At 63.9% G+C, this 25393-nt stretch carries 22 protein-coding genes; 6 read left to right on the top strand and 16 right to left on the bottom strand.

Annotated features, from left to right (window positions below):
• The first annotated feature begins 51 nt into the window (after positions 1-51).
• Complete coding sequence (locus tag C5F53_RS11920; protein ID WP_146097348.1) at positions 52-1194, top strand: GGDEF domain-containing protein; 1143 nt, start codon at positions 52-54, stop codon at positions 1192-1194.
• Between the two features lie 27 nt (positions 1195-1221).
• Here the strand turns inward: C5F53_RS11920 and C5F53_RS11925 are convergent, their stop codons facing one another.
• Positions 1222-2010: a hypothetical protein gene (locus tag C5F53_RS11925; protein ID WP_105261601.1), complete on the bottom strand. Its 789-nt coding sequence runs from the start codon at positions 2008-2010 to the stop codon at positions 1222-1224.
• A gap of 70 nt (positions 2011-2080) precedes the next feature.
• On the opposite strand from C5F53_RS11925, the gene tgt reads away from it, so the two are divergent.
• Positions 2081-3292: a tRNA guanosine(34) transglycosylase Tgt gene (gene tgt, locus C5F53_RS11930; protein WP_105261602.1), complete on the top strand. Its 1212-nt coding sequence runs from the start codon at positions 2081-2083 to the stop codon at positions 3290-3292.
• 75 nt (positions 3293-3367) lie between these two features.
• Here the strand turns inward: tgt and C5F53_RS20680 are convergent, their stop codons facing one another.
• From C5F53_RS20680 to C5F53_RS11985, 11 genes are all read right to left on the bottom strand, one after another.
• On the bottom strand, positions 3368-5158 hold the full coding sequence (locus C5F53_RS20680) for a methyl-accepting chemotaxis protein (protein ID WP_105261603.1): 1791 nt from the start codon (positions 5156-5158) through the stop codon (positions 3368-3370).
• A 127-nt stretch (positions 5159-5285) separates the two neighbouring features.
• Entirely contained in the window at positions 5286-6860 is a 1575-nt protein-coding gene (locus C5F53_RS11940) for a methyl-accepting chemotaxis protein (RefSeq protein ID WP_146097349.1), read from the bottom strand.
• A gap of 111 nt (positions 6861-6971) precedes the next feature.
• Complete coding sequence (locus C5F53_RS20685; RefSeq protein ID WP_201740840.1) at positions 6972-8504, bottom strand: methyl-accepting chemotaxis protein; 1533 nt, start codon at positions 8502-8504, stop codon at positions 6972-6974.
• 46 nt (positions 8505-8550) lie between these two features.
• Positions 8551-10098, bottom strand: a complete 1548-nt coding sequence (locus tag C5F53_RS11950) for a methyl-accepting chemotaxis protein (protein WP_105261605.1) — start codon at positions 10096-10098, stop codon at positions 8551-8553.
• Between the two features lie 200 nt (positions 10099-10298).
• Positions 10299-12098 (bottom strand): methyl-accepting chemotaxis protein, encoded by a 1800-nt coding sequence (locus tag C5F53_RS20690; protein ID WP_105261606.1) that lies wholly within the window; start codon positions 12096-12098, stop codon positions 10299-10301.
• A gap of 56 nt (positions 12099-12154) precedes the next feature.
• Positions 12155-13429 (bottom strand): FIST N-terminal domain-containing protein, encoded by a 1275-nt coding sequence (locus C5F53_RS11960; RefSeq protein ID WP_105261607.1) that lies wholly within the window; start codon positions 13427-13429, stop codon positions 12155-12157.
• Between the two features lie 30 nt (positions 13430-13459).
• Complete coding sequence (locus C5F53_RS11965; protein ID WP_105261608.1) at positions 13460-14137, bottom strand: PhaM family polyhydroxyalkanoate granule multifunctional regulatory protein; 678 nt, start codon at positions 14135-14137, stop codon at positions 13460-13462.
• A gap of 75 nt (positions 14138-14212) precedes the next feature.
• Positions 14213-15616, bottom strand: coding sequence for a PepSY domain-containing protein (locus C5F53_RS11970; protein ID WP_105261609.1), 1404 nt, complete (start codon positions 15614-15616; stop codon positions 14213-14215).
• A 97-nt stretch (positions 15617-15713) separates the two neighbouring features.
• Complete coding sequence (locus tag C5F53_RS11975) at positions 15714-16127, bottom strand: DUF2946 domain-containing protein (RefSeq protein ID WP_105261610.1); 414 nt, start codon at positions 16125-16127, stop codon at positions 15714-15716.
• A 17-nt stretch (positions 16128-16144) separates the two neighbouring features.
• The gene (locus C5F53_RS11980) at positions 16145-16630 is read right to left on the bottom strand and encodes a copper chaperone PCu(A)C (RefSeq protein WP_105261611.1); all 486 of its coding nucleotides are present in this window, start codon (positions 16628-16630) and stop codon (positions 16145-16147) included.
• 158 nt (positions 16631-16788) lie between these two features.
• A complete protein-coding gene (locus C5F53_RS11985) occupies positions 16789-17157 on the bottom strand; it encodes a DUF2946 family protein (protein ID WP_105261612.1) in 369 nt (122 codons plus the stop codon).
• 104 nt (positions 17158-17261) lie between these two features.
• On the opposite strand from C5F53_RS11985, the gene C5F53_RS11990 reads away from it, so the two are divergent.
• The gene (locus C5F53_RS11990) at positions 17262-17867 is read left to right on the top strand and encodes a MarC family protein (protein WP_105261927.1); all 606 of its coding nucleotides are present in this window, start codon (positions 17262-17264) and stop codon (positions 17865-17867) included.
• On the opposite strand, the gene fghA is transcribed toward C5F53_RS11990, so the two are convergent.
• The 3 genes from fghA to C5F53_RS12005 form a co-directional block, all read right to left on the bottom strand.
• The gene (gene fghA / locus C5F53_RS11995) at positions 17864-18730 is read right to left on the bottom strand and encodes an S-formylglutathione hydrolase (RefSeq protein WP_105261613.1); all 867 of its coding nucleotides are present in this window, start codon (positions 18728-18730) and stop codon (positions 17864-17866) included. The genes C5F53_RS11990 and fghA overlap by 4 nt on opposite strands.
• Positions 18731-18791: 61 nt before the next feature.
• Positions 18792-19910 (bottom strand): S-(hydroxymethyl)glutathione dehydrogenase/class III alcohol dehydrogenase, encoded by a 1119-nt coding sequence (locus C5F53_RS12000; RefSeq protein WP_105261614.1) that lies wholly within the window; start codon positions 19908-19910, stop codon positions 18792-18794.
• Positions 19907-21046: a fumarylacetoacetate hydrolase family protein gene (locus tag C5F53_RS12005; protein ID WP_105261928.1), complete on the bottom strand. Its 1140-nt coding sequence runs from the start codon at positions 21044-21046 to the stop codon at positions 19907-19909. The genes C5F53_RS12000 and C5F53_RS12005 overlap by 4 nt, the downstream gene beginning before the upstream one ends.
• A gap of 94 nt (positions 21047-21140) precedes the next feature.
• Here C5F53_RS12005 and C5F53_RS12010 point away from each other — a divergent pair, with 94 nt between their 5' ends.
• From C5F53_RS12010 to purU, 3 genes are all read left to right on the top strand, one after another.
• Entirely contained in the window at positions 21141-22331 is a 1191-nt protein-coding gene (locus tag C5F53_RS12010; protein WP_146097350.1) for a DUF3108 domain-containing protein, read from the top strand.
• A gap of 66 nt (positions 22332-22397) precedes the next feature.
• Entirely contained in the window at positions 22398-22700 is a 303-nt protein-coding gene (locus C5F53_RS12015; protein ID WP_105261616.1) for a DUF3567 domain-containing protein, read from the top strand.
• Positions 22701-22800: 100 nt separating this feature from the next.
• On the top strand, positions 22801-23649 hold the full coding sequence (gene purU, locus C5F53_RS12020) for a formyltetrahydrofolate deformylase (RefSeq protein WP_105261617.1): 849 nt from the start codon (positions 22801-22803) through the stop codon (positions 23647-23649).
• Between the two features lie 37 nt (positions 23650-23686).
• On the opposite strand, the gene C5F53_RS12025 is transcribed toward purU, so the two are convergent.
• Positions 23687-25384 (bottom strand): methyl-accepting chemotaxis protein, encoded by a 1698-nt coding sequence (locus tag C5F53_RS12025; protein ID WP_105261618.1) that lies wholly within the window; start codon positions 25382-25384, stop codon positions 23687-23689.
• Between the last annotated feature and the right edge of the window lie 9 nt (positions 25385-25393).

Consider the following 25393-nt stretch of genomic DNA (forward strand, 5'->3'; position numbering starts at 1 on the left):
TACCGAGGGATTGCCGCCCGAAAACGCTGCGTTTTCCGCTAAGGTGGTGGCATGGCGGAACTCCAAGACCTCATGCAACAGGCGCTCCCCACCCTGGCGCAATACCGCCGCCAACGCGCTGCCGCAGACCTGTACCAGCGCGCGCTGCCGGGCACCATTTTTTACGGCATCGCCCTGGCCATCACGGTCTGGGTGGGCGGCTACCTCCCACAACACGGCGGGGCCATGGCCCTGGCCTTTGCGCTGTACGGCGGGCTCTGGTACCTGCGCCGGGTGCACACCCCGCCGCCAGACCTGCAGGACACGCGGGCCGCCGACCGCTGGTGGTGGCGCCACTGGGTGCTGGTGGACGCAGGTTGCCTGGTGTGGTGCCTGTTCTTCCTGGCCGTGGGCCACCTGGAACAGGGTCCGAGCACCGCCTTTCTGGTGGCCGCCGTGTCCACCATTGCCTTCAGCTCGGCCGCCTGTGAAACCTATGCCCTGAACCGGCGCCAGGCCCTGTGGGTGGTGGTGGTGCTGCAGGTACCGGCGCTGCTGTACTTTGCGCTGGCCATCCCCGCCCTGTGGCCGGTGTGTACCGTACTGGCGGGGTACTTTGTGTACCAGCTCACCCACATCCGGCGCCGTGCGGGGGAGTACGACACCCAAATGGCCATGGAACACGCCCTGCTTACCAGCCGCAGCGAGGTGGAGCGCCTCTCGCGCCTGGACGCACTCACGGGCCTGGCCAACCGGCGCGAGTACGACAGCACCTTTCGCGCGCACTGGCGGCTGGCGGCGCGCCAGCAAGGCAAGCTGGCCCTGATGGTGGTGGACCTGGACCACTTCAAACGCATCAACGACACCTATGGCCACCTGGCCGGCGACACCGCCCTGCGGCATGTGGCGCAACTGATGGGTGAGCGTTTCAAACGCTCCAGCGACATGGTGGCCCGCATCGGGGGCGAAGAGTTTGCCGTGTTACTGCCCGACACCAGCGCCGAAGAGGCCATGCAACTGGCACAAACCTTGTGCCGCACCCTGGCGGGTACTCCGGTGCAGTGGGACGCACACCACATCCCGGTGACGGCCAGCATTGGGGTGGACTGCATGCGCTGGGATCTGGATCTGACGCCGCAGGCCAGCTTCAGCCGCATTGATTCGGCTTGCTACACCGCCAAGGCCAAGGGCCGCAACCGCGTAGTGCAGGCCTGACTAGGCGGCGGCATCGCCCTAGTCGGTTTAAGCCACCTGCCTATCCCCGCCTTGCTGGCGCAGCGCGTACAGCTTTTGCTCCAGCCGCTGCAGCGCGCTGGACCAACCGATGGCCGTACCCGAACGGGTTTCCAGCACCGCGCTGCAATGGAAGGACTGGGCATCGCCCTCCACCACAAAAGGCTGGCACAGCGCCGTCGCCCGCGCATAGGTGTCCGCCTGCCTCGTGGCCACGGCCAGCAGAAAGCGCCCGCGCCCCCAGGGCAGCACCAGTTCACCGTTCTCGGTGCCTCCGGCCAAGCGCTCCAGCAGGGTGGTTTGCACCTGCTCCATACGCTCCAGGTCGCCCTCGGCATCCAGCGCAGTCCACTGGTCCACTTCGAGCAGCACCAGGGTGTGCAGACGCTCGCCGCCCATGTCTTGCGCCAGGGCGGAGCGGCGCTGCAAAACCTGCCCGCCCGAATGCAGCAGAGCCGCCCGGCTGCGGTCCCAGTGCGCCAGCGCCTGGGTCAGGACGCGCACCAACCGCCCCACCTCGTCACCGGAACCAGGCGCCAAACGCAAAGCCTCACCCTTGGCCATAAACCCTTCCAGGCCATCGGCGGCGGCACGCAAGGGCGCAAACATGCGCCACAAGACGTAAATCACCAGCGCAGTGGCCAACAAGGTAGCCACCAGGGCCGCCAGCAACACGCCCAGGGGCGTCAACCAGTCTGGTCGCAGCGTGACCACAGCCACCAGGGTCAGCAGGGGAATGTGGGTGGCCACAAAAGCCACGGCAAAACTTTTGACGGCGATTGATTGGGTCCAACGCATGGTGTTTTCCTTTGTTTGCCATTATTCACGCCCTTGGCTTGGGCCCAGGGCTTCACGGACAATAGGACCCATGCTGAAATTTGAACTTTTGAACAACGACCCCGCCACGGACGATGGCGCCTACCTGGGCAGCCACGCGCGCCGCGGCCGCCTGACCTTGAACCACGGCGTGGTGGAAACCCCCATTTTTATGCCCGTGGGCACCTACGGCACCGTCAAGGGCGTGATGCCGCAGAGCCTGAAAGACATGAACGCCCAGATCATTCTGGGCAACACCTTCCACCTGTGGATGCGCCCCGGGCTGGACGTGGTGGAGAAGTTTGGCGGCCTGCACCAGTTTGAGAAGTGGGACAAACCCATCCTGACCGACTCCGGTGGCTTTCAGGTCTGGAGCCTGGGCGAGATGCGCAAGATTTCGGAAGAAGGCGTGAAGTTCGCGTCGCCCGTGAACGGCGACAAGCTGTTTCTGACACCCGAGATCAGCATGCAGATCCAGACCACGCTGAACTCCGACATCGTGATGCAGTTTGATGAGTGCACACCGTATTTGTCGGTAGAGACCAAAACCAAGGGCCAGATCACCACCGAGCGCGAAGCGCGCAGCTCCATGGAGCTGAGCCTGCGCTGGGCCAAGCGTTGTCAAGACGAGTTTGCCCGCCTGAACAACCCCAACGCGCTGTTTGGCATCGTGCAGGGTGGCATGTTCGAACACCTGCGTGACGAATCGTTGGCCGGACTGGAAGCGCTGGACTTTCCCGGCATCGCCGTGGGTGGCCTGAGCGTGGGTGAACCCAAGGAAGACATGATGCGCGTGCTCAAGCACATCGGCCCCAAGCTACCCAAGCACAAGCCGCACTACTTGATGGGGGTGGGCACGCCCGAAGACCTGATTGCCGGTGTGCAAAACGGCATCGACATGTTTGACTGCGTGATGCCCACGCGCAATGCGCGCAACGGCACGCTGTTCAGCCGCTACGGTGATTTGAAAATTCGCAACGCCCGCCACAAGAGCGACGAGCAGCCGCTGGACGTGACCTGCACCTGCTACGCCTGTGCGGGCACTGGCGGCGTGGCTTGGGCCGACGGCGGGCGTGAAGGCTTTAGCCGCGCCTACTTGCACCACCTGGACCGCTGCGGCGAGATGTTGGGCCCCATGCTGGCCAGCGTGCACAACCTGCATTACTACCTGAACCTGATGCAAGAGGTGCGCGACGCGCTGGACGTGGGCCGCTTTGGCGCCTTCATCCAGCAGTTCCACACCGACCGCGCGCGCGGCGTTTAACCGGCCGGGGCCGAAAATGCTCCTAATTCAGGAGCTATTCGCGCAGCATCCATAAGGGCTAGAGCCACATTTGGCTTAAAAAGTCTCCCAATCCTCATCGCCCCCGGCGGGCGTGACCTTGGTGCTGACCTTGGGGGCAGCCACGGCCAGAACAGGCGGTTTGGCCGCAGGCTTGGGTGAGGGCTTGGGTGCACTGGTGAGTTTGGCAGCACTGCGTACAGGCGCTGGCTTAAAAGCCAGCGCCGATGGAGCGCCCGGCGAGGAGGGTTTTCTGGCAGGTGCCTGTGGTGCATGGCTGGTGCCGTGGTCGGCCGCAGACAGCTTGAACACGGCCACCGTTTGCACCAGATCGCCCGCCTGGCTTTTGAGGCTGCTGGCCGCCGCCGCCATTTCCTCCACCAGCGCCGCGTTTTGCTGCGTGACCTGGTCCATCTGGGTGATGGCCTCACCCACCTGCGAAACACCGGCACTCTGCTCGCTGCTGGCGGCGCTGATCTCGCCCATGATGTCCGTCACGCGGCGGATGCTGTTCACCACTTCGGTCATGGTGACTCCGGCTTTGTCGACCAGCGCCGTACCTTGCTCCACACGCTCCACGCTGGCGCTGATGAGGGTCTTGATTTCCTTGGCCGCTTCGGCACTGCGCCCAGCCAGGCTGCGCACTTCGCTGGCCACCACCGCAAACCCCCGGCCTTGTTCACCCGCGCGGGCGGCCTCTACCGCCGCATTCAGCGCCAGGATGTTGGTCTGGAAGGCAATGCCGTCGATGACGCTGATGATGTCGCTGATCTTGCGGCTGGAGTCGTTGATCTCTTTCATGGTTTCGACCACTTGGCCCACCACTTCGCCCCCTTGTACTGCCACGGTGGACGCATTCACAGCCAGCTGATTAGCCTCGCGCGCGTTGTCGGCGTTCTGTTTCACGGCTGCGTTCAGCTCTTCCATGCTGGCTGCGGTTTCTTCCAGCGCGCTGGCCTGTTGTTCGGTGCGGGCCGAGAGGTCGTTATTGCCCTGCGCAATCTCCGAACTCGCATTGGCCACCGACTCGGAGCCACGCCGCACGGTCGACACCACCTTCACCAGGCTGTCACGCATGTGCATCAGCTGGGCCATCATGCTGTTGGTGTCGCCGGGCTTCAGGTCAATATGAACACTCAAGTCTCCATGGGCCACACTCTCTGCCAACTTGGCGGCCACATTGGGCTCGGTGCCCAACTGCGACGTGATGGAGTGGGTCACCCGCCAGCCAAGGAACACGGCCAGCAACACACACACCACGTTGACAGCAATCAGGGTGTTGCGCGCGGCCGTGTAATTGGCTTGGGCCTCTTCAAACTGGCTGCGGTTGTTCGCTTGCTGCAGCGCCATGTTTTCTTCCAGCGCCACTTGCCATTGGGTGTTGGCCGGGTTGACCGTCTTGAACAGCAGCTCAATCGCCTCGGCGGTTTTGCCTTCGTCGGACAGCGTCAGCACCTGCACATTCAGTGGCCTGGCTTTTTGCGCAGCATCGGCAATCGCGGCACGCAAGCGCTTACCTTCATCACTCGCCGGCATCTTCTGCAAATCGTCCCACGCCTTGTCGTATTGCTCGCGCGCGCTCTTGATCTTGGCGGTCTCGGCACTCTTGGCTGCGGGGTCCGAGAGCAGCATCACGCTGCGCACCACACGCGACACCACATGGACCGAGTTGGACATCTCGGTCGCCAGCCGAATCTTCACGTTGTTGTCCAGCTGCATGTCTTCCAGCTCGCCCTGGATAGCGGACAACCGATTGAGCGTAAATACAGCGGACAACAACATGGCCACTAGCACAAGGCCGAAGGCCCACGCCAGGCGCACGGCCACTGGCATCTGACTAAACTTCATGAACGTCTCCCAAGGAGGAAATAAGCAAGCGATATAGCGACCTTCATACTAGCCCAGCCAGTTCACAGCAAACTGACTAAAAGATAGGCTTTTGTCGCCTGGTCGGGCGCACCCGGCCCATCACGCCCTAGGCGTGCCCCACCAGCTTGAAGACAGCCACCGTGTCGACCAGGTCATCCGACTGCGCCTTCAGGCTGCTGGCCGATGCCGCCATCTGCTCCACCAGCGCGGCGTTTTGTTGCGTGGTTTGGTCCATCTGGGCAATGGCCTCACCCATCTGGGCCACACCTTCACTCTGCTCGCTGCTGGCCGCGCTGATCTCGCCCATGATGTCGGTCACCCGCCGGATGCTGCCCACCACTTCGGTCATGGTGGCACCCGCCTTGTCCACCAGGGCGGTGCCCTGCTCCACCCGCGTCACGCTGTCGTTGATAAGGGTTTTGATTTCTTTGGCGGCCTCGGCGCTGCGGCCGGCCAAAGAGCGTACTTCGCTGGCAACCACGGCAAAGCCGCGACCTTGCTCACCGGCACGGGCCGCCTCCACCGCCGCATTCAGCGCCAGGATGTTGGTCTGGAAGGCGATGCCATCAATCACGCTGATGATGTCGCCGATCTTGCGGGAGGCCTCGTTGATCCCCTTCATGGTTTCCACCACCTGACCCACCACTTCGCCACCTTGCACCGCCACGGTAGACGCGCTCATGGCCAGCTGGTTGGCCTGGCGGGCGTTTTCGGCGTTTTGTTTGACCGCCGAGTTGAGCTCCTCCATGCTGGCTGCGGTTTCTTCCAGCGCACTGGCCTGTTGCTCTGTGCGCGCACTCAGGTCGTGGTTGCCTTGGGCAATCTCGGCACTGGCGTTGGCCACGGCTTCGGAGCCATTGCGCACGCTGCCCACCACCTTGACCAGCCCCTCCTGCATGCTGCGCAGGGCACGGAACAGCTGGCCGGTTTCGTCACTGCTGTGGGTGTCAATACGCGACGTCAAATCGCCCGACGCGACGGTCTGCGCAATGCCCACCGCATTGGCAATCGGTCGGGTGATCTTTCGGGTCATGACGGCGGCCAGCCCTCCAGCGGCCAGCAGGGCCACCCCAATCGCCACCAGCATTTGCAGGCGCTGCTGTTGGCCTTGCGCCAAGGAGCTGGCCACCTCGCGTTCACTCATGCCGTGGATCTCCCGCTTGGCTTTTTCTACCGCGGCCACCAGGGCCACCAGCAGAGGGCGGCAGTCGGTCACGATTTGGCGAGACGCGGCATCCCGGTTGCCCGCCAACGCGTTTTTCACAATCTCGGTGGCCACCACAGCGTACTTCGCTTCGATCTTGTCGATCTCCTCTACTTCCTTCAGCAGAACAGCCGCGGGTGGCCCATCTGCCGCAAGCATGGTCTTGAGGGTCTTCATCGACCCGTTGATGCGCTCAAACGACACGTCAATGCTTTTCTTCTCGGTGGCAATGTCGCTGGCATCGTCCATCAGCACAATGTTGCGGGCCGCCACTGCCCGGGCATTGACCGCATCAAACAGGGTGACCAACAGCGCGTCCTCCTTGGCAATCACCGTCACCTGGTGTTCAAAGTTGCGCTGCGATACCGCCAGGTTGCCAATGCCCATGACAGACACCAGGACCACCAGCAAAGCCAGGATCAGGTAACTGACGATGAGCCGCGCCTTGATGGTTCCGAAAATGGATCCCCCAGCCATTGAATGCTCCATGGATGACTCCTTATGTCATGTTGTGCTGCTACTCCCACCCTCTATGGGGTTTTTCACTGTCGCCCAACGCGTCCTGGAACACGGAGAAAAAACAAATCGCTACGCTTCGAGCTTGAACGCAGCCACCGCCTGCACCAGCTCGCCGGCCTGGCTCTTGAGGCTGCTGGCCGCGGCCGCCATTTCCTCCACCAGTGCCGCGTTTTGCTGGGTGCTCTGGTCCATCTGGCCCACCGCTTCGCCCACCTGGGCAACACCCGCGCTTTGTTCGATGCTAGAGGCGCTGATCTCACCCATGATGTCAGTCACCCGCCGGATGCTGCCCACCACTTCGGTCATGGTGCTGCCGGCTTTGTCCACCAGGGCCGTACCCTGCTCCACACGGGTCACACTGTCGTTGATCAGGGTTTTGATTTCCTTGGCGGCCTCGGCGCTGCGGCCGGCCAGGCTGCGCACTTCAGACGCGACCACCGCAAAACCGCGGCCCTGCTCGCCCGCACGGGCGGCCTCCACCGCCGCATTCAGCGCCAGGATGTTGGTCTGGAAGGCAATGCCATCAATCACGCTGATGATGTCGCCGATCTTGCGGGAGGCCTCGTTGATCCCCTTCATGGTTTCCACCACCTGACCCACCACTTCGCCACCTTGCACCGCCACGGTAGACGCGCTCATGGCCAGCTGGTTGGCCTGGCGGGCGTTTTCGGCGTTTTGTTGCACCGTGGAGTTGAGTTCTTCCATGCTGGCTGCGGTTTCTTCCAGGGCGCTGGCCTGCTGCTCGGTACGTGCGCTGAGGTCGTTATTGCCCTGGGCAATTTCGGCACTGGCGGACGACACGCTTTGTGCGCCCTGCTGTACCAGGCGCACAATGCCGGCAAGATGGGTTTGCATGCGGCCCAGCGCTGCCATCAGGCGCTGCGTTTCCTCGTTACCCGCGGGGCGCACCGTGGCGGTCAGGTCCCCATCGGCCAAGCGGTCGGCCATGTCCACCGCCTGCACCAGGGGCGCCGAGAGCAGGCGCGCCAACCACAAGGAGATAACCACCAGCAGCGCCGCCGCAATGGCCAGGCCGGTGCCCACAATGATCTTGGCATTCACCGCCAGCCGGTGCACCTCGATGCTGAAGTGCTCCACACTTTGGGCCACCCCATCACTCTGCGCCTCCAGGGCCACCTCCAGGTCTTCAAACGCTTTCTGGAACTTGGGGATCTCCAGTTCGGCGGCCGCAAGGTCCTTGCGTGCCAGTGTCTGGATGGTGGCCGCCGATTCGGCATAGGCCTTGACCAGCGGGGCCGCCTTGGCGACCAGATCACGCACCTCGGGTGAAATAGGCAAGGCCTGTATGGCGGCAATGTTGGCGGTAAAGTTGTCGGCGTGCTCCTTGAGCCCCTTCTCGGCTTCGGCCATGCCCGCTGCGTTGTTCTTCTGCGCATTGAATAGCGTGAGCAGCACATCGCCGCGGATGGCGTCATGCATCATGTCCGCCTCCTGGCTCTTGCTGAGCGCCAGGCTGACGTTGATGGAAGCGTCAAAGGCATCGGACAGGCGGTTCGCGTTAAGCAAACCCGCACCGCCCACCAGCGCGGTCATGACCACACCCAACAAACCCAACCCCAAAACCTGATTTCTCAGCTTCATACGCACCTCCGTGCAGTGGCTCGCCTGTTGGAAATCCTGGTGCAGCTTACGCCAACTTGAAGGTTGCCACCACCCCCACCAAGTCTTGCGCCTGGCTCTTCAGGCTGCTGGCCGCCGCGGCCATTTCTTCCACCAGCGCGGCGTTTTGCTGCGTGGCTTGATCCATCTGCGTCACCGCTTCGCCTACCTGCGCCACACCGGCACTCTGCTCGCTGCTGGCCGCCGAGATTTCTCCCATGATGTCGGTCACCCGACGGATACTGCTCACCACTTCGGTCATGGTGGCACCGGCCTTGTCGACCAAGGCCGTACCTTGCTCCACGCGCTCCACGCTGGTGCTGATCAGGCTTTTGATTTCCTTGGCGGCTTCTGCGCTGCGTCCAGCCAGGCTACGCACCTCGGAGGCCACCACCGCAAAACCGCGGCCCTGCTCCCCGGCACGCGCGGCCTCTACCGCCGCGTTCAGTGCCAGGATGTTGGTCTGAAAAGCAATACCGTCGATGACGCTGATGATGTCGCTGATCTTGCGCGAAGCGTCATTGATGCCTTTCATGGTCTCGACCACCTGGCCCACCACCTCGCCCCCCTGCACGGCCACGGTGGACGCCGTCATGGCGAGCTGGTTGGCTTGGCGGGCGTTATCGGCATTCTGGCGGACGGTGGAGCCTAGCTCTTCCATGCTGGCGGCGGTTTCTTCCAGCGCACTGGCCTGTTGTTCGGTGCGCGCACTCAGGTCGTTATTGCCCTGGGCGATTTCAGCACTGGCGGTGGCTACCGATTCAGAACCACTGCGCACGTTGGACACCACCTGCACCAGGCTGTCCTGCATGGCCTTCAAGGACACCAGAAGCTGGCCGACCTCGTCTGTTCCGTGCGCAGGAATCGGCGCACTCAAATCCCCCGAGGACACGCGCCTGGCCACATCCGAGGCTTGTGCCAAGGGCCTGGTAATGGAGCCTGACAAGATCCAGGAAAAGAGAATACCCAAACCCACGCCGAGCACGCCCAGCGCGATGAGCAACTGGCGGCTGGTATTGCGCTGGGACTGGATGTTCTGGGCCACTGAATCCACCTCATCCCGCTGCTGCTTCTGCAGCGCTTCCATCTTGGCCATGTAGCCGGCCGCAGCGGGCACAAACTCTTTGTCCAACATGGCATTGGCTTCGTCCACCCGGCCGTCTTTCTTGAGCACCATGATGGCATCGCGCGATGACAAATAGAGTTTGCGCTGCTCGCCAATCTCCTTGAACAGTGCCTTCTCGGCATCCGTGTCCATCAGCCCCTCCAGCGCTTTTTGCAACTCACCGGACTGGCTGGTGGAGGCCTTGGCATCGGCCGCAAAAAACTCCACCAGCGAGGCGTCACTGCTACGCGCAATGGCCGTGGTCCGCGTCACACCAGCACGGATGTTGCGGTACCAATCGCCCACCATGCGCTCGGTTTTGATCGGGCTTTGGACCATCTCCTGGGTCGCGTCGGCCACGGCATTCAGCCGGGAAATACTCATGGCGATCACGGCAATCGACAGCAACAGAACCACGGCAAAGCCCAACCCAAGCCGCTTGGCCACGGAGAGATTCGATAGTGAACGCATACAACACCTCTTTTTGCACACGCTGCACGTCGCAGCGAAAACCAGTTCTCAAAACGTTTGCAATCAGTGTGGGTGCAAGCGCTGTACACACGTGCAAAACGCACCATCCAAGATCCTGCAAGTGATACGCCATGCGCAGAATTACTATTAATTCAATAGCATCTTACGCAATATCCATAAGTGCTAGAGGCCAATTTGGCTTAAAAAGTCTCCCAATCATCGTCCCCGCCCGCCGGTGTGACCCGGGTGCTGGTCTTGGGTGCCACTGCAGTTAACACGGGCGCGGCGGGTTTTGCCGCAGCAGGCCGGCTGGCCAGGGGTTTGGCGGCAGGCGCCTTGGCCACCGGGGCGGCATCGGCCCGGCGCTCTGGCCCCTTGAAGGCCAACGAAGGCTTGCTGCTGCGCACAGCCGTCTTGGCGGGAGCGGCCATAGGGGGAGCAGGCCGGCCGCTGCCTTGTTCGGCCGATAGCTTGAACACGGCCACGGTCTGCACCAGCTCGCCCGCCTGGCTCTTGAGGCTGCTGGCCGCCGCGGCCATTTCTTCTACCAGCGCCGCGTTCTGCTGGGTCACCTGGTCCATCTGCGTGATGGCCTCGCCCACCTGGTTGACACCGGCGCTCTGCTCGTGGCTGGCCGCACTGATCTCGGCCATGATGTCCGTCACGCGGCGGATGCTGGTTACCACCTCGGTCATGGTGCTGCCAGCCCGGTCCACCAGGGCCGTGCCCTGCTCCACCCGGCTGACGCTGTCGCCAATCAGGGTCTTGATCTCTTTGGCCGCCTCGGCGCTGCGCCCGGCCAGGCTGCGCACCTCGCTGGCCACCACCGCAAAACCGCGGCCCTGCTCGCCGGCCCGTGCGGCTTCCACCGCGGCGTTCAGCGCCAAGATGTTGGTCTGGAAGGCAATGCCGTCGATGACGCTGATGATGTCGGCAATCTTGCGCGAGCTGTCGTTGATGCCCTTCATGGTCTGAACCACCTGGCCCACCACTTCGCCGCCCTGCACCGCCACGGTGGATGCGTTCATGGCCAGCTGGTTGGCCTGGGAGGCGTTGTCGGCGTTCTGCTTCACGGCGGAGTTGAGTTCTTCCATGCTGGCGGCGGTTTCTTCCAGCGCGCTGGCCTGCTGCTCGGTACGGGCGCTCAGGTCGTTATTGCCCTGGGCAATCTCGGCACTGGCGTTGGCCACGGACTCGGAACCACTGCGCACCTTGGAGACCACGGCCACCAAGCTGTCCTGCATGGCTTTCATGGCCTGCAGCAGCTGGCCAATTTCATCGCGGCTGCTGCTGTGCACCTGCACCGTCAGGTTGCCCGTGGCCACATTGGCCGCCACATCCAGCGCCTCGGACAAAGGCTTGGTGATAGACCGCGTGATGTAGGTCGCAGCGATCAGCGCCAGGAGCACTGCCACCACCATCGCCACCGCCATCATGTTGCGACCGGCCACATACGCCTCGGCCGACGTCTTTGCCGCGGCCACAGAGCCGTCATGGTTCATCAGCACCAGCTTGTCCAAAATGTCGGAGGACCGCTCAAAGTTCTTTTTGGACTCGCCTTCCAGCAACTGGCGGGCGCCTTCGGCGTCATTGCGGCGGGAGAACTCCATCACTTCTTTGTGAATCTTCAAATAGGCCTCGCGTGCCGCGGCGAACTCGTCGTAGAGGCCTTGCTCCTCCTTGGTGCTAATCAGTTTTTCGTACTTGCTACGGCTTGTTTTGATACGCGCCTGAATGCTCTCCAAGTCCTTCTCGATGGTGGTCTTGGCCACGTCATCCGTGTTCAGGATGTGCTGCATCTCCGTCGCACGGTAGTCAGAAATCGCAGTGTTGAGCAAATTGACCTCTTCAACGCTGGGCAACCAGTTGTTGTCCACATCTGCGGCACTCGCGCGCATGGTCGCCATTTGCACCAGCGCGGCAGACACCACCAGCACCATGATGGCCACCAACAAGCCAAACCCGGCATACAGCCGGGTTGCAATTTTCAAGTTACCCATAAAAACACTCCTCTTTCATTGTCCATCTCAAACCTCTGCAGCCCCCGGATGGGGGGCTAAGCACTGGTAAACACCGTGAGCACCCCGGTGTAACCAAACAGCTGGTTGCGTGCAATTTCGCCCCCCGCAAAAAACCCCACCAGCGGCACATCGCCCAGCGCACGGCGCACGATCTGCAGCTCGGCACTGGGCCCGCCAAAGTGCGGGCCACCCCGGCCCGAGCAGCTCACATACACCGCGCCCGCAATCCGGCGCGCCGGGTGGGGCGCCGCCTCGGCCTCGCTTTGCTGCAGGGCAAAGGCGGTTTCCACCGTCAGCTCCTGCGGCTCCAGTTCTTCTCGCACCTCGGCGCAGATACGCACCAGGTCGGCCTGCGCGGCTTCGCGGTTGCGCTGGCAAAAGGCCAGATGGGCACCGGTCTGCACCTGGGCTGCAATGGCAATGCCGCGCCGGCCCGGGTCCAGGCCAATGATGTGGCGCACCGTCACGTCGCTGCCCAGGTTGCCGGTCTGACGCACCAGCGCGCTGTCGCCCGCCGCCCCCACGGTGGGGCTCTGCACCAGCCCCACCAGCGTGGCACGCACCACCTCCAGCGCTTCCTGCGGGTGCTCCAGGCTGATGCCCAGGTCGCGCAACATCACGTCCAGCGCGGGCTCGCCATCCAGCGTGATGACCACGTTGTGGTCGGCCTCGGTGACCACGCGCGCTTTGGACACCGGCTTGCAGCCCTGCGTGACACGCGACACCATGCCCACCCCTTCGCCAAAAGCCACGCCGCTCAGACCACCGTGCAACACACCACTGGCCGCGCCAAAGCCGCTCAGGTTGCCATCGGCCGCCACCGCAAACTGCACACTCTGCGTGCGGCTGCTGCAGAGGCCGCCAAACAGGTACCCGGTGTCGGTGCGGGCCGCCATTTCGTCAATCAGCTCCACCAGGTCGGGCGTCTCGCCATCGGCGTGCACCAGTGCCGTGTGGGCCTCAAACCCCAGGCCCAGCGGCGCAATGCCGGAGAACACGCGGTACTCGTGGCTGGGCAGCTCCAGCAGCATCACGGCCAGGGCGGGCTCGTCAAAATACTCCACGTTGTTGGCCGCAATGCCCACACCCACGGTGCCCGACCAGTCAGTGACCAGCGGCAGCTCGCCGCTAAGCATCTCCAGAATGTCTTTGGCGTGGGGCGCGTAGTGGTCGGTGATGTAGAGCAGCGCCAGCGTGGGCGCAGAGGCATACCCGTGCAAAGCCATCTGGGCGCGCAGCTGCGCCAGCACCAGGCCAGCCGCCATGGGCCACTGCGGGTGTGTGGCGTGCGCGTACGGAAACAGCTTCATGCGCCCAGCCCCGGTGGATGTGCCTGGCGCCTAACGGCCGGTGGATTTTTTGGTGGCGGTTTTGCGCGCGGCGGGGCGCTTGGCCACGGCTTTTTTGCCAGCAGCAGTAGCCGACTTGAGGGCTTCTTTGGCCAGGCCGGTGGCCATGTTTTTGGTCATGTCCACCGCGGTTTTGGTGGTGGCCTCTTTCATGGCGGTGGCCGCAATATTTTGGAACTGCTGGGTGAGCGAGCCCCACAGCTGCAGCGGATCCACCAGCCCCGGCACACCCGCTGCCTTGGCTGCAGCTTTGGTGTCACCTTTGCTGGCGCTGCTGGCCACGTCCGACAGTGTTTTGGCGGTGCTGGCGGCTTTTTCGGTCACGCTTTGCACGCCCGAGGCAATGGAGTCAGCCGCCTTGAGCTTGAGTGCATTGGTCACATCGCCCAGGTTGAAGTTCATGCCCTTGAGCGTGGCCAGGGTCATCTTCTGCACCTCCAGCGCCTGGATCGTGGCGCCCAAGGCGCGGGAGTTTTGCTCCAACCAGAAGTGCACGTTTTTGAGCTCTTCGATGCGCTTGTCCAGCTCCTCCACATTGAGCGTGGGGGCGACCCAGTTGGCCAGGTTGGGCATTTGCGGGATGTTCTGGCTGGCGCCTTTGGCCAGGTTTTGCAGAAAGTCAAAACCCGGCACGAACTTGCCAAAACCCGAGGTGTCTGAATCGCTCATGTGTGCTCCAAAGGCCTGGTGGTCAGGCGCTGGCGCACAGCTTACTCCAACGCGCGGGGGCTGACGAGGTGTTGCTCAGGACAAGGCGGCTTTCAGCCCCGGCAGGCGGGACAGGACCAGCCAGTCCAGCAGCAACACGGCCAGCAGCACACCACCCGCCAGCGGAAAGGCCAAGGCGGTGAGCAGCATGACCAGGGCACCGCCCTTCCACAGCGGGGCCTGCGCCGGCACACTGGGCGCCGCCAGGCGGCCGCTTCCTTCCGGGCGGCGCAGCCACCACATGACCACGCCACTCACACACAACAGCACAATGGCCAGGCAAAAGATGACGTTGGCCACGGCGCTCAGCCAGCCCAGGTCGCCCTGGTGCAGCGCAATACCCACAGCCATGGCTTTGGCCACCAGCGAGTAGTCGGCAAACGCCGCCTCGGCCAACACACGGCCGGTGTAGCGGTCTACGTGCACCGTGCGGTCCTGCGTGGGGTTGCGCAGGTCGCCGCTCATGGAGTCGGCCGACAGGGTGTAGACACCCTTGGCGTCTTGCGGCAGCTGGATGTGAAACTGACCGGTGTAGCCCAGGCGCAAGGCCAGGGCATTCAGACCATCCAGGTTCACCGGTTCACCCACCGCCACGCCGGGGGTGCCGGCTTGCGAGCCAGACTCCGGCAGCGGCGTTTGCTCCAGCCCCCAGGGCACCTCGTGCAGGCCCGCGGTGTTGAGCGCGGCGTGGGTCTGGGTGGAAGTGGGCACAGCGTCCCACTTGGCAGCCGGGAAGGTGCCCCAGGGTTGCACAAACTTGGCGCCCCAGAAGCCGGTCCAGGACATGCCGGTCAGCAAAAACAGCAACAGCACCACGCTCATCCAGAAGCCCACACTGCGGTGCACAGACTTCCACCACTTGCGCCCAGTCGCGCGCCAGTCGGGCACGATGGCATCCACCCAGCGCTCGGCATTGCGGGGCCAGAACAAATACAGGCCCGTGACCACCAACACGATGGCCAAACCGGCTGCCACTTCAATAAACCGCTCGCCGCCCTCGCCGAGCAGCAGGGTGCCGTGGATTTTTTCGGCCCAGGCGAACACGGTGTTCTCCTTGTCCACCTGCTTTACCACTTCGGCCGTGTACGGGTTCACCGCGACCGCCTGTGTGCTGTCCGCATGGTTCAGCACAAACCAGCTCGCCACATCGGGCGTCTTGGGGGCGATGTATTCCTTGAGCTGGGCGCCAGGCAGGTGCGCCAGCGCCGCCTGGGCCTGGGCCGTAACCGGCTGCACCTGGGCCTGCGGCGCCACATGCACGGTCATGCCCAAGCGCGACTGGAAGCCGGTAAAAAACACCATCACCAGGCCGGTGAGCGCCAACATCACCAGGAAGGGCACCACATACAGGCCCGCATAAAAGTGCCAGCGCCAGGCCATGGCATAAAAACGGGATGCACCGGGTTGGCGCGCGGGCGCAGGAGGGGTCATGGAAGTCATAACAATCTTTTAAAAATGGACACGCAGCGGCTCCGACAGTCGGGTCGGAGTCAGCCACAGACACCACCGCCAGCGGTGGAGAGAGATTCAGACAGGCTTAGGCGCGTGCAGGCGGGCCGCGGGGCGCGGCCGCCACAAAGAACGGCGTGGGGAAGACAAGCGCCTGCCAGACCGCCGGGGCTTGGTTCCCAGGCGGCACCCGCAAGAGCGGCGGCGTGTGGGGTGGCGGGGCGGCCCCGCTGTCGCTGGGTTGCAGGCACCATGGGCAATGCGAAAACCCTACGGTCGGGACAGGACTGGCTGGCGCATCCGCAGGGGCTGTGTCCGGGGCCAGGGTCAGCCATTGGGCGCCGTTGCTGGTGCAGACCTCCAGCCGGATGGGCCCCTCAATAGACCCGGCCGCCAGCGCATGGGAGGCGACAGGCGCCAGCGCCGCCAGCAGCCACACGCACAGCACCCACCACGCGGCCCAGGGGCGGCGGGGTGGACGCAGATGCGTGACGTGGTGCATGGCGCGCCGCTAAAAATTCAGTGTTTGTGGACGACCGGTGCGTCCTTTTTGTCCATGGCCATGCCCGCCGGGGCGGCTTGGGACACGGGCAGCTTCAGCTCGGTTTGACTCTGCTGGCCCTTGGCGTCCTTGAACACCAGCGTCAGCGCGATGGTGCTGTCTTTCTGCAGCGGCTGCTTCAGGTCCATCAGCATCACGTGGTAACCACCGGGTTTGAGCTCCACCGCCTTGCCCGCGGGCAAATCCAGTTGGGGCACGGCGCGCATTTTCATCACGTCGCCCTCCATCTTCATCTCGTGCACTTCGGTCACCCCGGCCACGGGGGAGGAGACCGAGACCAGCTTGGCACCGTCTTTGGCCGTCAGGGTCATGAAGGCGCCGCTGGCCTTCTGGCCCGGCACCGTGGCGCGGGCCCAGGCGTTTTTCACATCCACCGACTGCGCCCACACAGGAGCAGACAAGGCGGCCAGCAAGGCCAAAGCAGCAAAGGGCGTGGTTTTCATGGTCAGGTTCCTTTTTAGGGTCAAAAGTGGCATTAGCCCCCCTTAGATATTGCGCAAGCAGCTATGAATTAAATAGCAAACTACAGGGAGCAACGCGGCCACACGGTGGCCAGCGTGCACACCGGGCGCGCCTGCAGCAGGCGCACCTGGTGGCGGTATCAGGCGGTGTGGGGTGGGCCGCGTGCGGACGCGGGGGCCGCGGTGCGCCAGGTAACGGCCTGGGGCGCCAGGGCACGCAGCACCTCGCCCAAGGTCTGCAACGGCAAAGCAGCGGCCGTGCTGGCCGGCGGGGCACCGGCGGGCAGGCACATCACGCAGTCCAGCGTGTGGGCCAGCGCCATGGGTGCACTGCCACCCGCGTCGTCTTGCACGACGAGTTTGACGCTGCCGCCCGCGCTGCACACCAGCGACAGGGCCTGGGGATTCACCACCGGCGCGGCCACGGCGACGCCCATGGCCAAGACAAAACACGCCAACATCCAGCGGATGAGGGCGTGCGCTTGGCGCAGGGTTTGCAGGGGGGACATGCTGGCAATTATCGCGCACCGGCGAGCGCGATCCGCAGGTCCGAACTGCTATTCTCCGCAGCACCCTGAACCCAAGCGGCCCACAAGGCCGCCCCGCTGCCATGATGAATTACACCTTTGTCTCCGCCACCATCCTGCTGATCCTGATCACCGATCCGATTGGCAACATCCCCATCTTTGCCAACGCGCTCAAACACGTGGCGCCCGAGCGGCGCGCCAAGGTCATCCTGCGCGAGATCCTGATTGCGTTTGCACTGCTGCTCACCTTTATGTTTGTGGGCGAAAGCTTTTTGCGCGTGATGAACCTGAGTGAGTTGTCGCTGCAGATTGGCGGCGGTGTGATCCTGTTTTTGATTGCGCTGCGCATGGTGTTTCCGCCTGCAGCCACCACCGAAAGCGAAATCATGACCGAACCACTGATCGTGCCGCTGGCCGTGCCCGCGGTGGCCGGCCCCTCGGCGCTGGCCACGGTGTTGCTGCTGGTATCGCAGCAGCCGGACAAGCGCCTGGAGTGGATTGGTGCGCTGTGTGTGACCATGCTGGTCAGCGCCGTGGTGCTGGTGTCGGCCGAGCGCATCCAGCGCATCATTGGCGACCGCCTGGTGGTGGCCGCCGAGCGCCTGATGGGCCTGGTGCTGGTGTCGGTGGCGATTGAGATGATGCTGCGCGGGGTCAAAACCTTTGCCGTGCAGCTCTCAGCGGCCACTTAAGGCAGCAAGCCCAACCCCTGCGCATGGTGGCGCAGGTGGTCTTCCATGAAGGTGCTGATGAAGTAGTAGCCATGGTCGTAACCCGCGCGGCAGCGCAGCGTGAGCGGCTGGCCGGCCGCGGCGCAGGCTGCGGCAAAGAGATGCGGGTGCAGTTGCACTTCCAGAAACTTGTCCGCCAAGCCCTGGTCCACCAGAATGCCCTGCGCAAACAGCGGTGTGCTGCGCTGGCCCATCAGGGCCGAGGCGTCGTGCGCGGCCCAGGCCTCGCGGTCCTCGCCCAGGTAACCCGCAAACGCTTTATGGCCCCAAGGACATTGCGTAGGTGCGCAAATGGGCGCAAAGGCCGAGAGGCTCTTAAACCGCAGCGGGTGGCGCAGCGCCAGCGTCAGCGCGCCGTGGCCGCCCATGGAGTGGCCAAACAGGCCCAGGCGCTGCACGTCCACCGGCAGGCTCACGCCCACCAGCGGCAGCAGCTCGCGCAGCAGGTAGCTCTCCATGCGGTAGTGCGGGGCCCAGGCGGCTTGGGTCGCGTCCAGGTAAAAGCCTGCACCCACCCCAAAGTCCCAGGACTCGGCCTCACCTGCCACACCGGCGCCCCTCGGGCTGGTGTCCGGTGTTATCAGCGCCAGGCCCAGCTCTGCGGCCACGCGCTGCGCGCCGCCCTTGGCCATGAAGGTTTCCTCATTGCAGGTCAGGCCTGCCAGGTACATGACCGCCGGCACCGCACCCTGTAGGGCCTGCGGCGGCAGGAACACCGAGAAACGCATGGGCAAGCCGATAACGCTGGACGCGTGCTGGTAATAACGCTGCACGCCACCAAAACAGGCGTGTTCGCTGACGAGTTCAAGGGCGGAGGAGGACATCGGTTGCTACAAAAAGAGAAGCTGTTGGCGCACTAGCCATTTGGGCTAGAGGCCTTTTTTATCAAAAAATGACAACGCCGCGAATGGATTCGCCGCGCTTCATCAGGTCAAAGCCCTTGTTGATGTCTTCCAGCGGCATGGTGTGGGTGATCAGGCTGTCGATGTTGATCTTGCCTTCCATGTACCAGTCCACGATCTTGGGCACATCGGTGCGGCCGCGTGCGCCGCCAAAGGCCGAGCCTTCCCATTTGCGGCCGGTGACCAGCTGGAACGGGCGTGTGGAGATTTCGGCGCCGGCTTCCGCCACGCCAATGATGATGCTGCGGCCCCAACCCTTGTGTGTGCACTCCAGTGCCTGGCGCATGACCTTGGTGTTGCCGATGCACTCGAAGCTGTAGTCAGCGCCGCCATCGGTGAGCTGAACAATCGCATCGACGATGTTGCCACCCGCGGCCTCGATGTCCTTGGGGTTCAGAAAGTGCGTCATGCCGAATTGGCGTGCCATCGCTTCGCGTTCGGGGTTCAGGTCCACGCCGATGATCTTGTCGGCGCCCACCATCTTCAGGCCCTGGATCACGTTCAGGCCAATGCCGCCCAGGCCAAACACCACGGCGTTGGCACCGGCCTCCACCTTGGCGGTGAAGATCACGGCGCCAATGCCGGTGGTCACGCCGCAGCCGATGTAGCAAACCTTGTCGAATGGGGCATCTTCACGAATCTTGGCCAGGCTGATTTCGGGCGCCACGGTGTAGTTACTGAAAGTGCTGGTCCCCATGTAATGAAAGATGGGATCGCCGTTGAGGCTGAAGCGCGAGGTGGCATCGGGCATCAGGCCCTTGCCCTGCGTGCCGCGGATGAGCTGGCACAGGTTGGTCTTGCGCGAAAGGCAGAACTTGCAAGTGCGGCATTCGGGTGTGTAGAGGGGAATGACGTGGTCGCCCTTCTTGAGCGTGGTCACGCCGGGGCCCACGTCCACCACAATGCCTGCGCCTTCGTGGCCCAGGATGGCGGGGAAGATGCCTTCGGGGTCGGCGCCGCTGAGGGTGTAGTAGTCGGTGTGGCAGATGCCGGTGGCTTTGATTTCGACGAGCACTTCACCGAACTTGGGGCCTTGCAGGTCCACGGTTTCGATGGTCAGGGGTTGGCCTGCTTTCCAGGCGACGGCGGCACGTGTTTTCATTCGGAGGTCTCGGTAGAAGAATCGGGGGCACTCTCGGCAGAGGGCGCGAGGGCGGGGTCGGCAGCAACCGGTGCGGCAGTATCGCCAGAAACGGATGCCGCAGCAGCGCTGGGGGCTGTTCGGCCGCGGCTCTCGGGCGGCACCACTTCTTGCAGGATGGCGCCAAACACGCTCTGCCCGTCGCGGCCTTTCACCTCGATGCGGATGGTGTCGCCGTACTGCATGTACTCGGTGCTGGGCTGGCCGTCCTGGATGGTTTCCATCGCGCGCTTCTCGGCAATGCAGCTGTAGCCATTGGGCCAGTCGGTGCGGTTTTTGCGCGCCACACCCTTGTTGCTGATGGTGCCCGAGCCAATGATGGAGCCAGCCCGCACGCGACGGGTCTTGGCCAAGTGGGCAATCAGCTGGCCAAAGTGGAAGCTCATGTCGTTGCCGGCTTCGCACATGCCGACCTTGCGGCCATTCCAGGTGCACTGCACCGGGAGGTGCACGCGGCCGCGCGCCCAGGCATCGCCCAGCTCATCCGGCGTCACCGCCACCGGGCCAAAGGCGGTGGCCGGCTTGCTCTGCACAAAGCCAAAGCCCTTGGCCAGCTCGTCGGGAATCAGGTTGCGCAGCGTCACGTCGTTGGCCAGCACCAGCAGGCGCACGGCGTCGATGGCGCGGTCGCTGGGGCAGCCCAGGGGCACATCGCCCGTGATCACCGCCAGCTCCGCCTCAAAGTCCACGCCCCAGGCCAGGTTGGCGCACACGATGTCGGCCTGCGGGCCGGCCAGGTCGTCGCTGCCGCCCTGGTACATCAGCGGGTCGGTGGCAAAACTCTCGGGCACCTCGGCGCCACGGGCCTGGCGCACCAGCTCCACATGGTTCAGGTAGGCCGAGCCGTCGGCCCACTGGTAGGCGCGCGGCAGCGGCGCCAAACACTGGGCCGGGTCAAAGGGGAAGGCATGGCGCGCTCGGCCTTGGTTCAGCGTGACGTAGATATCTTCGAGCTGGGGCGCGAGGTAGTTCCAGTCGTCCAGCACCTGCTGCAGGCGGTTGGCAATGTGGGTGGCGTAGTGCGCCTGGCTCAGGTCGCGCGAGACGACCACCAGTTGCCCGTCGCGGGAGCCGTCTTGGTAGGTAGCGAGTTTCATGCGGGCATTTTCGCCGGGATTGGGCCGTACCCGGCCGTGCATTAAACTGAAACGACCCCAGCCCACGCGTTTGCCCCGCCCCATGCTTTTGACCATGCCCGCGCCCCTCTTCTCCCTCCCCCTGCCCAGCGTGGCACGGCACGGGCGAACACTGGTCGCGGTGGTGGGCACGGTGCTGCTGGCGCACTGGCTGGTGCTGGGCCAACCCCTCACGTGGACGGTGGACTGGGCACCGACCAGCCCCACGGCCCACAGTGCCGAAGAGGGCACCGCCCCCCCCGCACTGCAAACCCGCACCATCACCCCTAACCCGCCCGCACCCGCGGTGCTCGCGCCCCAGGCGGCGCCTACGCCTATGCCCGCGCAGGCTTTGCCGCCTGCACCCCGGCCAGCCCCAGGCCATGCACCCCGCTTGGCCCCGCTGCCTCCCTCCGAGCCCCCTGCCGCGGCCACCTTGCCCGACGCCCTGGCTTTGGCATCAAAACTGGCACCAGCCGTCGTGGATACTGCGCAAGCAGCTCCTAATACCGTAGCAATTGAGCCCCCTCCACCGCCCCCCAACGGGCCGCAAGGCAGCAAGAGCGGTGCGGTGGCCGTCACGACGCTGGCCGCCGGCACGGCCCAGGCCAGTGATGCCCCGCTGCGCCTGGCCTACCCCGAACCGGCCCGGCTGAAATACGAAGTGCGCGCCGAGGTAAAAGGCATCTCGCTGAGCCTGAACGGCGAATTGCTGTGGCAACACGATGGCAAGACCTACAACAGCCGGCTGGAGTTCAGCCACTTTTTGCTGGGCTCACGCATGCAGACCAGCAAGGGCGCACTGGGCCCGCATGGGCTGGAGCCGCTGCGTTTTGGTGACAAGGTGCGCAGCGAGGTGGCGGCCCACTTCGACCGCAGCGCCAACAAGGTCACCTTCAGCGCCAACACCCCCGATGTACCGCTGACCCCGGGCATGCAGGACCAACTCAGCGCAGTGTTGCAGCTCAGTGCCATGTTCGGCGGCGAACCGCAACGTTACCCGGCCGGCACCCAGATCCCGTTCGAGGCCATCGGGCCACGTTCGGTCGAATCCTGGACCATGGCGGTGGGCGGTACCGAGAAGCTGACGCTGCCTGGCGGCGAAGTGAGCGCTATCAAGCTGTCGCGCGGCGCAGCCGGGCCCCACAGCAACCGCGCCGAAATCTGGCTGGCGCCCAGCATGGGCTACCTGCCGGTGCGCATCCGCCTGACCGAAGCCAATGGGGATGTGGCGGATAAATTGTGGCGAAGCACGCAGGCGCCATAAACCCTGTTACTCTTGAAACTGCGAAGATGGTGTCCAAATACGGTCTATCTCTAGTTGGTAAACACAATGCACACCTTGTACGACTCTGAATCCTTCTCCGTCACCCACATGCTGGCCAACGGCGAGCCAGATGGTGTGCACCCCGAAAAAACCGAGCGTTACCCCCAGGGCGTGCCTATGCTGGCGCGCCACGGTTTCGAAATCGTGGACAAACGCTCGGGCAAAGAGGTCTACCTCGACGGCTCTTGGGCCGAGCTGTTCCAGCAGCACATCCAGGCCTGGCAGGTGAACACCCCGACCCAGGAAGAAGTGGAAGACACGCTGGACCAATACGCCGTGTTGGCACAAAACCCGGTCGTAGTGCACTAAACCCTTCCCGCGCAACGCGATCAGGGGCTCTTCGCAGCCCCTTGGTCTTTCCAGCACCCAGACACCGGCCCTGGCCGGGGAACTGCGACAATCTCGCCCCATGAGCCAGACTTACATCCTCACGTTTTCCTGCCCCGACCGCCTGGGTCTGGTGCACGCCGTTTCGGGCTTTTTGCTGGAACGCGGCGGCAACATCGAAGAAGCCGCCCAGTACAACGACCCAGACACCGGCCTGTTCTTCATGCGCGTGCAGTTCAGCTGCAGCCAGCTCAGCCATGCCGAGCTGCGCGCCCAGTTGGGCAGCTTTGCCGAGCCACTGCAGCTGCAGTGGAGCCTGCACGCCACGGCCCAGGCCATGCGCACCGTCATCATGGTCAGCAAGGAAGGCCATTGCCTCAACGACTTGTTGTTCCGCTGGAAAAGTGGCCTGCTGCCGCTGGACATCCGCGCCATCGTCTCCAACCACCGCGAGTTTTACCAGCTGGCGGCCAGCTACAACGTGCCGTTCCACCACATTCCGGTGACCGCAGCCACAAAAGCGCAGGCCGAAGCCAAGGCCTACGAGGTGATCGAGTCCGAAGGGGCCGAGCTGGTGGTGCTGGCGCGCTACATGCAGATCCTGAGCGATGACCTGTGCCGCAAGTTGTCAGGTCGCGCCATCAACATCCACCACAGCTTCTTGCCTAGCTTCAAGGGTGCCAAGCCCTACTACCAGGCGCATGACCGCGGCGTGAAGCTGATTGGCGCCACCGCCCACTACGTGACAGCCGACCTGGACGAAGGCCCGATCATCGAGCAGGACGTGGCCCGCGTGGACCACAGCAAAACCGTGGAAGACCTGACCACCCAGGGGCGTGACACCGAGAGCCAGGTGCTGGCCCGCGCGGTCAAGTGGCACAGCGAGCACCGGGTGCTGCTGAACGGCCACAAGACCGTGATCTTCAAGTAATTTTGATTCGCCGCCGGGCCGCGATGCAGCGCGGGGGCTACAGGTTAAAGCGGCCCACCAGCTGGTCCAGCGACTGGGCTTGCTCGTCCAGTGACTGCGCGGCTGCGGCAGCCTCTTCCACCAGCGCCGCGTTCTGCTGGGTGCTGTCGTCGAGCTGGGCTACGGCGCGGTTGATCTCTTCAATGCCGGCACTTTGCTGCAGCGAGGCACCCGAGATTTCCTCCATCACGGTGCTGACCTGCTGCACGCTCTGCGACATCTCGGCAATCGTCTGCCCCGCTTGTTGTGCCAGCTGCGCACCGTCCTTCACCTGCGAGGTCGAGGCCTCGATAAGTGCATTGATTTCACGCGCCGCCTTGGCACTGCGCTCGGCCAGCGAACGCACCTCGGAGGCGACCACCGCAAAGCCACGGCCCTGCTCGCCCGCGTGGGCCGCCTCGACTGCAGCGTTTAGCGCCAATATGTTGGTCTGGAAGGCAATGCCCTCGATCACACCAATATTGGCATGGATGGCCTGGGTGCTCTTGCTGATCTTGTCCATGGTGGCGACCACGCTGGCCACCACCTCACCGCCCTGCTGGGCAGAGCGTGTGGCCAAGCCGGAGAGCTGGGCGGCCTGGGTGGCGCTGTCGGCATAACGTTTCGCAATGGCGGCCATCTGCTCCACGTTGGTGGTAGTTTTTTCCAGCGAGGCAGATTGCTGCTCGGTGCGCTGCGACAGGTCCAGGTTGCCCATGGAGATTTCGCGCGAGGCATTGGCCACCTGCTTGGAGCTGCCGGCAATCTCGCGCATGGTGTCGGCCAACCTGCCCTGCATGTCGCGCAACGAGTACAGCAGGCTCTCCGTATCTTTGGGCTCCAGGCGAATCTGCATGGACAAATCGCCTTGCGCAATGCGGCTGGCAATGGATTTGGCATAGGCCGGCTCGCCACCGAGTTGGCGCACCAGGCGCCGCGTCACCCAGCCACTGATGACCAGTGACAGCACCAGCAACAGCACCATGATGCCCACCACCCAGGTTTGAGACGACTGGTAGATCTCGCCAGCGTGCACGATGGTAGCCTCGGCGGACTTGGAGCGCTGCTCCACCAGTGCATCCACAATTTTTTCGAGCTTGCGCGTGTCGTTGAGCAAGCGGGCATCTTCGGTGGGCACATCGGTGCTCATCTGCATCAGGTCCAGCGGCTGCTCTTTCACCAGCGTGATGTAGGCGCGCTGCCGTTTGGTCCAGTTGGCCATGGCCTCGACAAGCTGCTGGCTGGAGGCGCTGGTTTCTTCAGAATTGGACAGGCCCTTGATGACCTCCAGACGCTGACCAATGTGGGTGAGGCTGGTTTCAATGTCGCCACCCAGGGTGTTGCGCTCAGCGGCAGTGGTCGCAGTCAGCAGCTGGGTTTGGGCGCGGCTGGCCCGCAGAATCAGGCCGCGGGCCTGCTCGGCCGCCTGACCCGCAGCAAACTCTTGCTCATAAATGGCTTTGGTGGAGTCGTTGAGCCGCCCCATCTGGAACAGCGAAAACACGCCAATGACCACCGCTCCCACCAATACACAGGCAAAGGCCAGCCACAGACTGGCGCGGACAGACAGGGCATCGAGCGCGGCAACGCGCGGCAACGCCGTACGGCGGTAATCACTACCAGCCTCGTCGGCCCCAGGGGCATGCCCCTCTAGGGCGGGGGCAGAAGACAGGCCGGTGGCCAAGGTCAGCGCAGTCTCAGAAGACGAAGCTTGCATACCAAACAC

It is taken from the genome of Rhodoferax sp. TS-BS-61-7 (assembly GCF_002943465.1).
In the GTDB taxonomy this organism is placed as follows: domain Bacteria; phylum Pseudomonadota; class Gammaproteobacteria; order Burkholderiales; family Burkholderiaceae_C; genus Allorhodoferax.